The sequence below is a fragment of the Micromonospora haikouensis genome (assembly GCF_900091595.1).
GTDB classification, from domain to species: domain Bacteria; phylum Actinomycetota; class Actinomycetes; order Mycobacteriales; family Micromonosporaceae; genus Micromonospora; species Micromonospora haikouensis.
On sequence record NZ_FMCW01000051.1, the window covers coordinates 1 to 14,460 of the forward strand.

The 14,460-nt window shown below is 67.8% G+C and carries 14 protein-coding genes; 9 read left to right on the top strand and 5 right to left on the bottom strand.

The window, feature by feature from the left end:
- Window positions 1-283: 283 nt before the first annotated feature.
- The 3 genes from GA0070558_RS30855 to GA0070558_RS33120 form a co-directional block, all read right to left on the bottom strand.
- Window positions 284-1,756: a tyrosine-type recombinase/integrase gene (locus tag GA0070558_RS30855; RefSeq protein ID WP_091286486.1), complete on the bottom strand. Its 1,473-nt coding sequence runs from the start codon at window positions 1,754-1,756 to the stop codon at window positions 284-286.
- A gap of 81 nt (window positions 1,757-1,837) precedes the next feature.
- Window positions 1,838-2,134 (bottom strand): helix-turn-helix domain-containing protein, encoded by a 297-nt coding sequence (locus tag GA0070558_RS30860; RefSeq protein WP_439709656.1) that lies wholly within the window; start codon window positions 2,132-2,134, stop codon window positions 1,838-1,840.
- Window positions 2,134-2,316, bottom strand: coding sequence for a hypothetical protein (locus GA0070558_RS33120; protein WP_141722383.1), 183 nt, complete (start codon window positions 2,314-2,316; stop codon window positions 2,134-2,136). The genes GA0070558_RS30860 and GA0070558_RS33120 overlap by 1 nt, the downstream gene beginning before the upstream one ends.
- 1,997 nt (window positions 2,317-4,313) lie before the next feature.
- Between GA0070558_RS33120 and GA0070558_RS30865 the strand changes: the two genes are divergently transcribed.
- Window positions 4,314-4,733: a hypothetical protein gene (locus tag GA0070558_RS30865; protein WP_091286493.1), complete on the top strand. Its 420-nt coding sequence runs from the start codon at window positions 4,314-4,316 to the stop codon at window positions 4,731-4,733.
- A 286-nt stretch (window positions 4,734-5,019) separates the two neighbouring features.
- Here GA0070558_RS30865 and GA0070558_RS30870 read toward each other — a convergent pair whose 3' ends face one another.
- Window positions 5,020-6,138 carry an XRE family transcriptional regulator gene (locus GA0070558_RS30870; RefSeq protein ID WP_369523397.1) on the bottom strand — a complete coding sequence of 373 codons (1,119 nt, stop codon included), beginning with the start codon at window positions 6,136-6,138 and terminating at the stop codon, window positions 5,020-5,022.
- The gene (locus GA0070558_RS30875) at window positions 6,135-6,833 is read right to left on the bottom strand and encodes a hypothetical protein (RefSeq protein ID WP_091286500.1); all 699 of its coding nucleotides are present in this window, start codon (window positions 6,831-6,833) and stop codon (window positions 6,135-6,137) included. The genes GA0070558_RS30870 and GA0070558_RS30875 overlap by 4 nt, the downstream gene beginning before the upstream one ends.
- 551 nt (window positions 6,834-7,384) lie before the next feature.
- Here GA0070558_RS30875 and queC point away from each other — a divergent pair.
- Genes queC through dbpB (GA0070558_RS30915) form a run of 8 tightly spaced genes read left to right on the top strand, consistent with a single transcriptional unit; the run spans window position 7,385 to window position 14,373 of the window.
- On the top strand, window positions 7,385-8,089 hold the full coding sequence (gene queC / locus GA0070558_RS30880) for a 7-cyano-7-deazaguanine synthase QueC (protein WP_091286504.1): 705 nt from the start codon (window positions 7,385-7,387) through the stop codon (window positions 8,087-8,089).
- Window positions 8,090-8,094: 5 nt separating this feature from the next.
- Window positions 8,095-8,733, top strand: a complete 639-nt coding sequence (gene queE, locus GA0070558_RS30885) for a 7-carboxy-7-deazaguanine synthase (RefSeq protein WP_091286539.1) — start codon at window positions 8,095-8,097, stop codon at window positions 8,731-8,733.
- Window positions 8,733-9,089, top strand: a complete 357-nt coding sequence (queD, locus tag GA0070558_RS30890) for a 6-carboxytetrahydropterin synthase QueD (protein ID WP_091286507.1) — start codon at window positions 8,733-8,735, stop codon at window positions 9,087-9,089. The genes queE and queD overlap by 1 nt, the downstream gene beginning before the upstream one ends.
- Window positions 9,089-9,889, top strand: coding sequence for a GTP cyclohydrolase FolE2 (gene folE2 / locus GA0070558_RS30895; RefSeq protein WP_091286542.1), 801 nt, complete (start codon window positions 9,089-9,091; stop codon window positions 9,887-9,889). Before queD ends, folE2 begins: the two co-directional genes overlap by 1 nt.
- Before the next feature lie 14 nt (window positions 9,890-9,903).
- Window positions 9,904-10,839: a hypothetical protein gene (locus GA0070558_RS30900; protein ID WP_256092225.1), complete on the top strand. Its 936-nt coding sequence runs from the start codon at window positions 9,904-9,906 to the stop codon at window positions 10,837-10,839.
- Window positions 10,839-11,981 carry a DGQHR domain-containing protein DpdB gene (dbpB, locus tag GA0070558_RS30905; protein WP_091286511.1) on the top strand — a complete coding sequence of 381 codons (1,143 nt, stop codon included), beginning with the start codon at window positions 10,839-10,841 and terminating at the stop codon, window positions 11,979-11,981. Before GA0070558_RS30900 ends, dbpB (GA0070558_RS30905) begins: the two co-directional genes overlap by 1 nt.
- Window positions 11,978-13,216 carry a tRNA-guanine transglycosylase DpdA gene (gene dpdA, locus GA0070558_RS30910; RefSeq protein ID WP_091286516.1) on the top strand — a complete coding sequence of 413 codons (1,239 nt, stop codon included), beginning with the start codon at window positions 11,978-11,980 and terminating at the stop codon, window positions 13,214-13,216. Before dbpB (GA0070558_RS30905) ends, dpdA begins: the two co-directional genes overlap by 4 nt.
- Window positions 13,217-13,218: 2 nt before the next feature.
- Window positions 13,219-14,373, top strand: a complete 1,155-nt coding sequence (gene dbpB / locus GA0070558_RS30915) for a DGQHR domain-containing protein DpdB (protein ID WP_091286549.1) — start codon at window positions 13,219-13,221, stop codon at window positions 14,371-14,373.
- Window positions 14,374-14,460: the final 87 nt, after the last annotated feature.

Consider the following 14,460-nt stretch of genomic DNA (forward strand, 5'->3'; position numbering starts at 1 on the left):
CGCCACCGTCTGGATCAGCAGAGGGCACACGTGGCCGGCGGAGCTGAGCCCGCCCGACCAGGTCTGTGGCGCCGTGGAGGGGGTCGAAGAGGTGCTGTTCGGTGCCGATCCGGCGGGCGTGGAGCGGGGCTGACTGCGGTCCCGGGGCGGTGAGGGGCATGGGTATCAGCCGTCGCCCCTCACGCTCCGGGCGGTAGACGCTGCGGATCTTGCGGTTGTCGGTTGTGGTGTGGCCTGTGCGGGGCGTCGGCCGTGGGGTGACGCCCCCGCTGTGTGTTGTCGGTTATGCGGCTGGTCGGCGTCGGCGAGGTACGAGCTCGGCGGCGGCTTCGGCTTTGGCGCGTTCGACGTCGAGTTCGGCGATGACGGTGGTGTAGGTGTCGCCGGTGATGGTGATGGAGGAGTGGCCGAGCAACTCTTGGACGTCCTTGAGGTCGGCGCCGGCGGCTTTGAGGAACGTGGCGGCGCAGTGCCGCAGGTCGTGCAGCCGGATCGGGGGTAGCGCGGCGTCGCGGACGAGGCATTCGAATCGCCAGGTGACGGCTTCGGGGTGCCAGGGCCGGCCGTCGGGACGGACGAAGAAGAGTCCGGTGTCGGGCCAGGTGGGGCCGTGGGCGAGTTTCCATTGGGCGCGGCGGACGTGGTAGGCGCGTAGCGCGGCGAGGGTGTAGCTGTCCAGGGAGATGACGCGGTTGCCGGATTCGGACTTGACCTTCTTGATCACCGGTGTGTAGCCGTGGGTGGACAGTTGCTGGGAGATGGTGATCAGGGCGTTGTCGAAGTCGACGGCGGTGTCGGTGAGACCGACGGCCTCACCGCGGCGTAGGCCGCGATGGAGGATAAGCGTGAACAGCGCGTAGAGGTCGGGGTCGTGGCTCTCGGCATGGTCGAGAAACTCGCCGGCCTGCTGGGGGTTCCACACCATGACCGAGCCGGGTCGTACGCCGGTGGTCTTCCACGTCGCGACGGCCTTGGCTGTCCAGACGCGGGCTTTGGGTCGGGTCCCCGAGGGCAGCTCGACGTGCGCGGCGGGGTTGAAGTCGATGAGCCGGTTGTTGCTCCTGCGGATCGCGTCGTTGAGTGCCTTGCGCAGGGTGGCGCGGATGCGGTGCATGGTCGCCGGGCCGGTGACGCGCCGCCCTCGCATGGTGGCACGGATCTGCGGATCGTCGCTCTGCCGGGCGATCTCGATGGTGGTGTTGCGGTCGGTGATCGCGGTAAACATCGCCTCGATGTGGTCGACCCGCAGCCGTTGCAGGGGGATCGCGCCGAGGTGCGGAACCAGGTGGATGCGGATGTGGGACTCGTAGGCGCGCACGGTGTTGGGTTCGATGCCGCGGCGGGAGGCCAGCCACTGGTGCAGGTACTCGCCGACGGTCGTCGCGACGGTGGGCGGCAGGCCGGCCCGGACCCGTCGGGCGATGGTGTCGCGGTCCGGCAGTGGCGCTCCGGAGGTGACGGCGAGGAGCAGGTCGGCGATCTCGGCGGCGAGGGCGGTGTCGTCGCCGGCGAGGGCGAGCAGCGCTCTGGCGTGGTCGCGGTCGCCGGTGGCGGCGTCGCGGCTGTCGAAGGTGCTGCGTCGTAGCTGCCGGCACCGCTGGCCGGGGTGGGTGGGCAGTTCGAGCTGGTAGGCCCACCGGCCGTGGGTGGGGTGCCACGAACCGCCCGTTCGTCTCAGCTGGGGGCAGCGGTTGCCGAGTTTGCGGCCGTCGTTGTCGCGGCAGGCGCAGCGTTTGAAGACGGATCCGTTCGCCATGGTCAGGTGTCTCCTCCGGTGTGGCAGCCGGTGGGCTGCGGATTCCATACGGGATGATCCACGCGTGCCTTTCACCGGGGATCAAGTCGCCTGTGACGGGGCGGCAGGGGGACCGTCGTCGGTTGGTAGGTGTAGGGCGTGGAGGATGGCCGCGACTGGTATCCGGAAGCGGCTGCCGAAGCGCAGCACGGCGACCGGGAACTGACCGCGCTTGGCCAGGTCGTACGCGGTGGCGTGGGACAGTCCGAAGATGGCTGCGGCGGTGGTCAGGTCGGTCACGGTGCCGAGGGCGCGGATCCGGTCGGCGGTCCACACCGGCGGCTCACCGTTCGCGGGAGGCATCGGCCGGTCGGGGGGATTCTGGACGGGAAAGCTCATCACCGACGTTCCCTTCCGAGAGGCTGCCAGTGACCCTCCGGGTGGGTGGGGGCGTCGGCGCGGGCCGGGCACCCGGCGGTGATCGATGCCGGTGGGTCGCCGGCGGTCAGGTCGATGGGTACGGGGTCGGCCGGGTCGATGCGATCGGCCCGATGGTTGTGGTGCGGCGTGTGCTCGCTCATGTGCTGTCGGCTCCGCGCCGCGCCGTGAAGCGCTGACACCTCCGAACCGGGGTTTGTGGGCCCTGGCGAACACTTGCCGAACTCACCGCCGCTCACAGCGGCCGTCCGCGTGACAGTCGCCCCGGTTCGTACGACTTTCCCCGGCCAGCCGGGCGTAGCGTCGATCAGCGGCAGTCGTCGCGACGACCACAGGAGACCCACTTCTGTCAGTTACCGTGCGTAACTAACAAAAGCGGGAAAAGCGCGGGCCCCAGGCCTTGGGTCTCGCCGCGATGTCGGCGTCGATCACCGCTCCGACCAGCGTTGTGAGAGGCGCGCAGGTGTCACCGGGCAGGCGGATCCACCGGCGCGGCGCCCCTACCCCCGGCGATCCTGTCAACGGTGACAGCGCCCCTGCTGGCTGCCATGGATGCGCCCCAGCGAGCCGGCGCGGTCGGCCGACGGCGACCGGCGACACCAACGCGGTGAGCGGCCACGCTGTCACAGACCCCGCGCCCGATCGCTGTGAGCGTCGCCGGACTGTGTCGCAGGGCTGCGGGGCGAGCCGGTGCCAGCGTCACCGCGAAGCGCGTCGATAGGTTCTGTCACTCCTGTCACAGCGCAGGTCAACCCGCTTCCACCCGCACCGAATCAGTGATTGTTATCTATTAGATCTCTTGTGGGGTCCGCCCATGACAGAGGCTGGGGGAGGGGCGGGGACCGGCGGCTGAGCAGTTCTGTCAGAGGCTGTGACACGCCTGTGGTGGAATCGCCGCCGCCCCTCGCCGCGACGCCACCGGCGACAGTCATCGAAACCCTCCGCTGTCACAGGAGTTGACATGGGCGTGTCCGGCGCTACGGACTGGCCCACCTCCGCCTTTGACACGGCAATGCCCTTCGCCAGGCTGACGTGCGCTACCCGCATCGCTGGCGCTCAACACCGCCACCGGTTCGGGTTCTCCTGCAGCCCAACTTCGGCGCGTAGCGGCCACGCGGTATCCGCGAGGTTCAGCTTCGACATGGCCGAGGTCCTCGACGGCGGGATGCTGCGAGTCGGCCTCCCCAAAGTCGTGCTCGGCGAGGACACCAGCCTGCCGCGCGGCTCCATGATTCTCGCGGAGGTCCGACGCGACCACCGCCCGCGCAACCACCGCAGCCGATCGGGGCCGCGACGCTACCCTGATCATCGACGCGGCCCACAACCCCTGGCCCTGGCCAACTCGCTGGACACGATGCTCACCAAGGCACACGCTCGCCGGCTGTCGCTCGTACTTGCCCACCAAGCCCTGGCGGGCGGCCGCGGCGGCCGCGCCGAGGCAGGACACCAACGCCATCGACGCTCTCGCCGAGCGACTCAGTCGTCCGAGTGGCGAAGCTCCCGACCGCCTCTGCGATGGCGGTGGCGTCACCCGGGCCGCCCAGTGGCTCGCCACCCGGCTTGTGACCCGTGACTGCCGAACACCTGCAGCCCAGTGCCGACCTGGGCTGTCAGTGCCGCACATGCCCCCTGACAGCCCTTGCGGACCCGCCTCTGTCCCGCCAGACACCCTCCCGATCGGGAGGGCACCCATCCCGCCAGGAGCGAACACGGGGTACCCCGTGTTCGCTCAGCCCTCAGCAAACCGACCCCCTCGCTCGTCGAGTCCCACAAGATCCGGCGGATCGACGCCGTCGACGCCGACCGCCACGGCGACGTCGCGTGGTCCGCATCGACGAACAACTCGATCACGCCGACGCCCCGGGCTGAGGCGCCTCATCGAAACCACTGCGCGGTCCGGTCGACCCATCCCGACAACTCTCCACGAGGTTGACGCCAGAGGGGCAGATGCGACGCTCCGGCCCTGCCCCGCGCGTCGTCCACGGCGCTTCACCGCGCCGCCCCCGGACGGACGACTTGACCTTCATCGACAGATGAGCGTCGATCAAATGGGCATCGCCCGAGCCGGTCATCAGGCACAACGCCCCAGGCCTGGCCGGACGTTGCCCCTGCCTCGGAACCTGAAGGAAGGTCACCCGCGATGTCTGACCGACGCCGAATCCGGCCGTCCCACTGCGCCCTCCTGCCCAGCGACGTCACCGACCCGCTGCTGTGGCGGCTGGCCGTTGACGTCCTCACCGCCCACCAACCCGGGCCCGACGATCGGTGCGTCAACCTGCAGTGCGCCGACCAGAGAACCGGCCCGTGCATGGCCGCCAGACAGGCGCAACAAGCGATGCTTATCGCCCGATCCGCAGCGCCGCAACCACCGGCCCTGCCCCAGCCGGCCGTCAGCAGCCGCGAATGCGCACCGCAGCGGCGGGTGCGCGAGGCCGGTGGTTTCGTCGGCTGGTTCACCGCCGGAATCGCCGCGACCGCCACGCACCTGCGGTCGCGGATCCCGCAGCGGCTGCCGCGCCGGGTCCCCGGAGCGACGCTCACCACCGCGTACGCCGCGTGAGCCACGGCCTCCAGCCGCAACGAACCACGACTACCGCACCGCGGTCAGAAGGACAGCATGACCTCGCGCACCGAGACCACTCCCCCAGCTACGCGTGAGCCGCCGTCGCGACCATTACCCTCAGGCACGGGTGCTGCGCCAGCGCCGTCCGCCGAGTACCACTCGGCTTTCGTCGAAACCCGCCGCGCAGCTCTCCAACCGCCAGCCGGAAGCAAGGCCGCCGACGGCCGTCTATAGGCCGTCGAACACCGGTAGGCCCAGCGAATCCGCCGCGCCTGCGGCTCCGTCAGGGGCTGGTTGGGGTGAGTCGTAGTTCGGGGAGGTGTTCGGTGGCGGCGTCGATCACGGTGCGGGCCAGGGCCGCGGGTAGGCCGGCGTGCGCGGCGAGGTCTTCGATGGTGGTGTGTTGTTGGTTGAGGAGGGTGGCGGCCTTGCCAAGGAGGGTGGGCTGTTCGCGGGGGCCGAGGTCGCCGGGTTCGGGGTGGCCCCATTGGGCGAGCAGGCTCATGCCGCGTCGGTAGGTGTGGTCCCGGTAGACGCCGAGGTCGTGTCCCCGGTAGACGAGGGCTTTCAGGCTGATGCCCCAGCGGCGTTTCAGCTCGTGCAGCCGGTCGAAGTCCAGCCGGGCGGGAAGCTCACCGGCCAGGGTGGTGCTGGGGGCGAGGAACTCGGAGGCGAAGGCGGTGGCTTCCCGTTCCAGGAGTTGGCTGCCCGGCTCGGCGTCGTGGTGCAGCAGCAGGTGGCCGAGTTCGTGGGCGGCGTCCATCCGGGAACGGGCCTTGTCGTTCTTCGTGGGGTTGAGGAAGACAAACGGCCGCTGGCCGTACCAGTGTGAGAACGCATCCACCCGTTCGGAGGCGTCCGGCAGGGACAACACGATCACCCCGTGCGCCTCCAGCAGCCGCACCATGTGCGGCACCGGCCCGTCGTCGAGCCCGAACTCCGCACGTGCCGCCGCCGCGACCGTACGGACGTCCTCGGCCCGCGCGGGTTCCGGCCAGTCGAGCTGCGGCAGCCGCAACTGCGGCAGCCGTAGCTGCCGGCCCACGACCTCGACCATGCGCCAGGCGACCTCACCGAACGCCTCGGCCTGGTCCCGCTCCGCCTGGCTGGTGGCCCGCAGGCTACGGAAGTGCGCCCGCCCCGGCGACGCCGGTGCCGGGACACCGGCGGCGAAGAACTCCACCGGCATCGCCAACGCCAACGCCAACCGGGCCAGCACCGCCGCCGACGGGCGGGCCTGCCCCAGCTCGTACTGGCTGACCGCCGCCGCCGTCACCCCGACCTGCCGGGCCAACTCGTTCTTGCGCATCCGCCGCCACCTGCGTGCCAGCCCCAGCGCGTGTGGCTCGAACCCCGCCACCGCTGCGGTGACCGGTACCGGCGGGCGAACCCCGCCCGTCACGCCCGTCGACCAGCGACACCGAGGGTACGGCCGACACCGCCTGCGGGCGGCAGCGTGCCGAGCGGCAGCTCCGGCACGGGCAGCTCGTCGTGCCGCTGCCCTGGCACCCCGACCGGGCCGGCGACGACCGGCAGCGGCGTCCCGGGGGTGGTGGCGTCGCCGAACCAGAGCGTCACCTCGAACCACGGCGATCCGCCCTCGCGGTTGTCGCGGGGCAGCCCGAGGTACGCCGTCGCCTCGCCGGTGGTGATGTCGCCGGTGTGCGCGACCCGCAGGTGCCGCTTCGGGGGCACCACACCGGCGAAGACCTCCGGGAACTGCTCGGCGTCGTCGAAGGCCAACTGCCCGTCGCGGCTGTTCTCCACCGCCCCGCCCAGTCGTGCCTCGCTGCCCTCCCACCGGATCGACTCGATCCCACCCTGCAACGAGTACAACCGCACCACGTACCCGGCGCACAGGATCTCCAGGGAGTTGTCCTCCACCCGCACCCGCACGCCGTCGACACCGTCGAGGGACGCCTTGCCCAGGTTCGTCAGGTTCCGCCACACCGTGGTGCCGAAACTCATCGCGTCATCGCCGAGTTCCGGCTCGTGCCGGTCCGCGGCCCGCCGGTAGACCTGCCGGATCAACCCGCCCAGCGGCTCCAGCACACCCCGCTCGTCCAGCACCGCCACCGCGTCGTCCAGCAACCCCATGCCGCAGAATGTAGTCGATGCCGCAGTTGATGTTGCGGAAATCAAGCAGCCGACACGCCCGACGTCGAACCTGGCACTGCCGACGCAGCCTCACCGAACATCGCCAGAGACACGCACCCGCCACCCAGGCTGCCCCTTCCGGCAACAGGCGGGATGGAGGCTCGCCTCATCGCTCTCCGGGCTCGCCGCACGCACCCTAAGCTGCAAGACCAGCCTGGAAGAGCTCCATCATGACCTGCCGCACAGCGGAGAGTTTCTCGGGGAGGTCAGCTCTGCTGGTGCAAGAAAGCGCAACGCCTGCGGCATCGATCCGCCGCAGTTAGCAAGGGGTGGGTGTCCTTTGAAATATCGATCATGCTAACCAATCTTGGCGATGGCAGTTGCGCTGGGTAGTCGACGCGACCTACCGCTGTCGGTGATCAACTGGCACCCTCAAGGGCACGTTCCATCGTTCCCAGTAGTTCGGTAGGCTGACCGCCGAAACTGCAGCCGACCATCGGCGCGCGACCTTGCAGTTTCTCGGACCCGAGTGGAGAGGCGGAGGCCGGCATATGTCTGCGGCGAAGCGCAGGGCTGTGGTGCTACTTAGCGGAGGACTCGACTCGGCCACGGTACTCGCGATGGCGGTGCACGAGGGGTACGAAGCGTACGCGCTGAGCTTCCGCTACGGCCAGCGGCACACGGTGGAGCTCGAAGCCGCGAGCCGTGTAGCCGCGAACCTCGGAGCAGTCAAGCACGTCGTCGCTGACATCGATTTGCGCGTCTTCGGTGGCTCGGCGCTGACCGACGACGCTCTTGCCGTGCCGCACCACGCCAGCGCCGACGACCTCGGTAGCGACATTCCGATCACGTACGTGCCCGCCCGGAACACGATTTTCTTGTCCTTCGCGCTGGCGTGGGCAGAGACCTTGGATGCCTCGGATGTGTTCATCGGGGTCAGCGCACTCGACTACAGCGGCTACCCCGACTGCCGCCCGGAGTACATCGCCGCCTACGAGCAGATGGCCAACCTTGCCACCAAGGCCGGCGTGGAGGGTCGCCAACGGCTGCGTATCCACACGCCGCTGATCCAGCTGACCAAGGCCGAGACGATTCGCCGAGGTCTGGAGTTGGGCGTGGATTACGCCTGGACACACAGTTGCTATGACCCGGTCGACGGGCGGGCATGCGGAACCTGCGACTCCTGCCTGCTGCGCAGCCGCGGCTTCGCGGAACTTGACCGCACTGACCCCGCTCTGGCCCCGCCGGCTGGGTGAGGTCGGTGTATCGCGTTAAGGAGATCTTTTACACATTGCAGGGTGAGGGAACCCATGCGGGCCGGCCTGCGGTGTTCTGCCGGTTCACCAGCTGCAACCTGTGGACCGGGCGTGAGTCGGATAGGAATCGCGCTATCTGCCGGTTCTGCGACACCGATTTCGTTGGCACGGACGGCCCAGGCGGGGGTCGTTTCCGGTCTGCGGCTGATCTGGCCGCGGCTGTGGCCAAGACCTGGCAAGGGAAGTCCCATCCTCGTAGCCGCCCCTACGTCGTCTGCACCGGCGGCGAGCCGCTGCTGCAACTGGACGAGGCCGCTGTGCAGGCCCTCCACGCCGAGGGCTTTACGGTCGCGGTCGAGACAAACGGAACCCGGCCAGCGCCGGCCGGGCTTGACTGGATCTGCGTCAGCCCCAAGGCGGGCGCGGACCTCGTGCTTACCCGCGGCCATGACCTCAAGCTGGTCTACCCACAGGTCGGCGCTGAGCCGCAACTGTTTGAAGACCTCGCCTTCGAGTACTTCCTGCTGCAGCCCATGGATGGCCCTGACCGGGCGGCTAACACCGAGGCTGCCGTGCGGTATTGCCTTGACCATCCGCAGTGGCAACTGAGTCTGCAGACACACAAGTACATAGGAATTGCCTGATGGAAATCTTCCGAGAGTTCACCTTCGAAGCCGCGCACCGGCTGCCGAACGTGCCAGTCGGGCACAAGTGCGCCCGCCTACACGGTCACTCCTACCGGGTTCAAGTCCATGTCCGCGGCGATGTTGACCCTGAAGCGGGCTGGGTTATGGACTTCGGCGAGCTCAAGAAGGCGTTCCAACCGCTCCTCGACCAACTTGACCACTACTACCTCAACGAGGTTCCCGGCCTGGAGAATCCGACCAGCGAAGTACTGGCCCGGTGGATCTGGGACCGACTGATCGGTCGACTTCCTCTGTCGACTGTCATGGTTCGTGAGACGTGCACCTCCGGCTGCATCTATCGAGGAGAGCGGTGATGCTTCCCGACGTCCAGGCATTGCCCGACCAGCGGGGGGTTGCCCTCGATGAGGTGGGCATCGAAGGGCTGCGCTACCCGCTTCTGATCGCTGACGGCCAGGGAGCCAAACGCGAAGCTGTCGCCACCATCGACATGTCGGTCACCCTCGACGCCGAGGTCAAAGGCGCCCATCTGAGCCGTTTTGTGGAAGTGCTGCACGCCTGGCGAGACGAGGTCGCGCCGGACAGTGCGCTGCGTCTGGTGGAAGACCTTCGTATGCGTATGGGCAGCAGCAGCGCCCGCGTCCATCTCACCTTCGCTTACTTCTTGGAGCGGCAGGCCCCGGTCACCGGCGCGCGATCCTTCAGCGAATACCAGTGCGCGTTGACCGCCAGCGTGAGCGGAGCCAATCCGGTCTTGACGCTGCAGGCCCGCGTGCCCGTGACGAGCGTGTGTCCCTGCAGCAAGGCCATCAGTGATCGAGGGGCGCACAACCAACGCGGCTACGTCACCATCGAAGCCCACCCGGTCGACCCGGGGGAGCTGTGGTTCGACGACCTTATCGATGTCGCCGAGGCGTCGGCATCCTCACCGGTCTACGCGCTGCTCAAGCGGCCAGATGAGCGTCACGTCACCATGGCCGGCTACGACAATCCGGTCTTCGTCGAAGACATGACCCGCCACGTTGCCCTGGCGATGCGCGATGACCCTCGTGTGAACCGATTCCGGGTGCGCGTGGTCAACGACGAGAGCATCCACAACCACGCCGCCTACGCGCAACTTGAGTGGACCGACTCCGCGACTGGCGGCGACGCGTGAGGTCGAGATCCGGCGTGGCCGACCGTCCCGTGCACCTCGTGGTCACCTGCGCCAACCGCAAGACCCGCGTTGTGCCCGATTACCTGCGGCTCGGCAGTCTGCACGAACAGCGGCCAGGGCAACGGTTCGCCACCTGGGCCTCCCGGCTGTCCACCTTCGATGCTGACCGAGTTGCCGCCGTGGACCTGTACGCCGGCGAACACTGGCAGGTTGCCCGCAGCCTTCCCGCCACGCTGCCGCAGACTACGAAACTGTGGGTATGCTCAGCTGGCTACGGGCTGATCGCAGCCGACACGCCGGTCGCGCCCTACGCGGCCACCTTCACCGCGGGGGAGGCCGACTCGGCCGGCTCCTCGTCGGCCGCCATGCGCGACTGGTGGAGCAGACTCAACCGATGGAGCGGCCCTGACAGCCAAGCACCTCGCTCCTTCACGACGCTGGCTCGCCAGAACCCGGACGCCGTCGTCATCGCCGTGCTTTCCGAGGCGTACCTACGCGCCTGCGCCGACGACCTACGCCGAGCCGCAGACTGCCAGGCCGACCGCGAACAGTTGGCCATCATCGGCCCGCCCGGGAGGTGCCCGGACATCGACGACCTCATCGTGCCGGTTACCGTCGCACTTCGGCCAGTAGTCGGCGGCAGCTTGCAAGCGCTCAATGTTCGCGCCGCCGCCCACCTGCTCACCGCAGCAGCCGACGACTTGTCTCACGCCAATCTGCGCAAACTCGCCGAACAAGTCACCATCACCGCGCCGCCTGACCCCAGCCGGCGACCCATCGGGCAGAAGCTCAGCGACGAAGCCCTGCGCGACCTTATCCGGCGCCACCTGGCCAACGGTCCCATTACCGCGACCAGCCTGCTGCGCCAATTACGTCAGTCCGGGCAGTCCTGCGAACAATCCCGATTCCGCACTCTGTTCGCCGACATCGCGGCCCAGGTGAGGCGCTGATGCCCGCCGCCCCCTCCGTCAAGAACCTTGTCCGCCGGGCGTTGCGGATCGACCAGAGCAGTACCTACCCCTTCTTCATGTTCGCGTTGCGCGCCGACGAGGTCCTGCAAATCGCCGACATCTCCCGAGTGAGTCGCGACGAGGCCGGCAACCTCATCGGCTACCAGCGCCCCGAGGTACGCCGGCATGTCGAGGAAATCATCGACTATCTCAACACCGACGACGCGCTGTTCCCGAACCCGCTTATCCTCGCGCTGTCCTCCCGCGCGAAGTTCGAGTCCAGCCGCGGTCCCGGCGTCGGCGATGGTCTGGCCACCTCCGGCAAGCTGACCATTCCACTACCGGCGAAGGGCAAGCCGAAGCCAGCTTGGATAGTTGACGGCCAGCAGCGGGCCCTTGCCCTTGCGCGGGCCCAACGCCGCGGCTTTCCGGTTCCCGTCACTGCCTTCGTCGCCGACAGTGTCACCATCCAGCGCGACCAGTTTCTGCGGGTTAACAACACCCGACCCTTGCCGCGCGGGCTCGTCACCGAACTGCTGCCCGAGGTCGACAGCCCACTGCCCCCTCGTCTGGCGATCCGCAAGGCGCCCGCCGCGCTGTGTGACGTCCTCAACACCGATCCGAACTCGCCCATGTACGGGCTGATCAAACGGGCCTCCACGAGCCGGGAACAGACACCCCACGCGGTGATCACCGACACCGTGGTGGTGAACATGCTCAATGAGAGCCTGACCTCATCGTCAGGCTGCCTGTTTCCGTACCGCGACGTTAGCCGCAACGAGACCGACTTCGAAGCGATCCTGCAGGCCTTGTACGTCTACTGGACTGCGGTGCGCGACACTTTCCCCGACGCCTGGGGACTGCCGGCTACCAAGAGCCGCCTCATGCACGGTGCCGGGATCCGCGCGATGGGCCGGCTGATGGACCGCATCCTAGGCGCCGTCGATCCCCGCAGCTCCAACGCGCCGGAGACCATCCGCCAACACCTTGCCCTCATCGCACCGCACTGTCATTGGACCGCTGGCGTCTGGGACGACCTAGGCCTGCGCTGGAACGAGATTGAAAACATGCACCGGCACGTCCAGGAACTGTCCAACTACCTCATCCGCCTCTACCACAACACCCGGGCAGAGCTGTCGTGAGGTTCTTCTTCCCTGACAGCCAGGACCAGGTCGACCCGGGCTTCGACTTCGTCACCGAAGAACGCGACCCGTTCCGCGTCCGGCAACGCGACGACCTGTACGCCCACGAGGTACTCACCCAAGCCCCCTTCGACGGGCTGCTGGTCTCTAAGGCCATCGTCGACGGCAAGGCCGGCGGAGGAACCGGCAAGTACACAGCCGCGCAACGCCACCGCCTTTACCGCGAGGGCGCCCGACGCTTCTTCCGCCTCGACCGCGGCCACACACCGCTGAAGATCATGGGCGACTGTGGAGCGTTTTCCTACGTCGCTGAGGAGTACCCGCCCTACAGTGTCGACGAGGTCATCGACTTCTATGACGGCTGCGGATTCCACTACGGCATCGCCGTAGACCACGTCATCTTTCAATACGAGCCCAAGACAGTCCGCGACGACGAGCGCGCCGCCGAGTGGGTACGTCGCCAGGAGATCACCCTTGCTCTGGCTGCGGACTTCTGGCAGCGCTGCAAGGCCCGCCGAGTTTGCTTCACCCCCCTCGGCGTGGCCCAAGGTTGGAGCCCGCAGTCCTACGCCGACGCCGTCGTCGCACTACAACGCATCGGGTACCAACGCATCGCGCTCGGGGGCATGGTCCCTCTCAAGACCCAGGAGATCCTCGCCTGCCTCGCCGCGATCGACCAGGTCCGTGAGCCCACCACGCAACTGCACCTGCTGGGCATCAGCCGCTGCGACGACGTCCCCACCTTCGCCACCCATGGCGTCACCAGCTTCGACAGCACCTCACCGTTCCGTCAAGCATTCAAGGACGACCGCGACAACTACTACACACCCACCGGCACCTACGTCGCCTTGCGCGTACCGCAGGTTGACGGCAACCCCAAGCTCAAGGCCCGCATCCGCTCCGGCGAGATCAGCCAAGCCCAGGCACTCGCCCTGGAACGCACCGCACTGACCCGGCTCCGCCAGTACGACGCCGACGAGATCGACGTCGACCCGGTCGTCCAAGCACTCATCGACTACAGCGCCGTGTGGGACGGCAAGTCCGACCGAAGCGCGCAGTATCGTGCAACCCTGGCAGACCGGCCCTGGCGGGACTGCCCCTGTGACCTGTGCAAGGCGATCGGCATCGAAGTCGTGATCTTCAGAGGCACCGAACGCAACAAGCGACGCGGCTTCCACAACCTGTACGTGTTCGAACAGCGGCTGCGCGCACAACGAGGAAGGACCCCCGCGTGACCATGGCCCGACATGACCGCTCTGCAGGCGTCGTCGCCGAATTCCGGCTGCCCGCACTGAAGATCCAGCAGGGTCGTGGACGAAGCCTCTACACCTTCGCGATGGACGGCAAGCTCGTACCGCAAATCGCCACCGTCTCCCGGGTCCGGCGCGACGAGCGGACCGAACTGCACGGTTACCAGCGACCCGAGGTCCTTGCACACGTCGCGGCGATCCGCCGTTACATCGAAACTGATGAAAGCCCGCTGTTGCCCAACGCGATCGTCATCGCCTTCGACGAGCGGGTGCGCTTTGAACCAGGTGGCACCGACGTCGACGGCCCCGGTTACGTCGAGACCGGCACCCTGGTCATCCCCTTCGTCGACGGGCCGGAGCATCACCGGCCCGGGTTCATCGTCGACGGCCAGCAGCGCTGCGCCGCCATCCGCGACGCCAATATCGACGCGTTTCCGGTCAGCATCAGTGCGTTCATCGCCAACGGCACCGCCGACCAGCGTTCGCAGTTCATCCTGGTCAACTCAACGAGGGCACTACCCAAGGGTCTGATCCACGAGTTGCTGCCCGGTGCCTCCGGTGCGCTTCCCGCTCCGTTGCGGGTGCGCCAACTGCCGGCCACCCTGCTCGAGAAGCTTAACTTCGACAAGTTGCGGTCCCCGCTGTACCAGATGATCCAGACACCGACCAACCCGGGCGGCTACATCAAGGACAACTCCATGCTGCGGATGCTGGAGAACAGCCTGTCCGACGGTGCCCTCTATCGCTACCGCAACGACGAGGCGCTGCCCTACACCGGCGAGATGCTCACCCTGTTGTACAACTTCTGGGGTGCGGTAGAGCAGGTCTTCCCCGACGCGTGGAACAAACCACCCCGCAGGTCGCGTCTCATGCACGGTGCGGGCATCATCAGCATGGGCTACCTCATGGACGCAATCAGACACGCCCGTGACGACAGCGACGGCCTCATCGAGGTGGACGAGTTCGCCGCCGACCTCAAGCTGATTGCCGACGACTGCCACTGGACCGAGGGCGAGTGGGTTTTCTCCGACGGCGTGGTGCGCAAGTGGAACGACATCCAGAACACCCCTCGTGACATCCAGCGGGTCGCGGATTTCCTGCAGAGCCGCTACCGCCAGAGCCAGACGACGCGAGGACGATGATGCCTTGGCCCTTGGCCGTTCGCGGAACCGATGAGCCCGCGTGCGGCCGGGGCCTCGGGTGACCGAACGGCCGAACACCGACTGCTC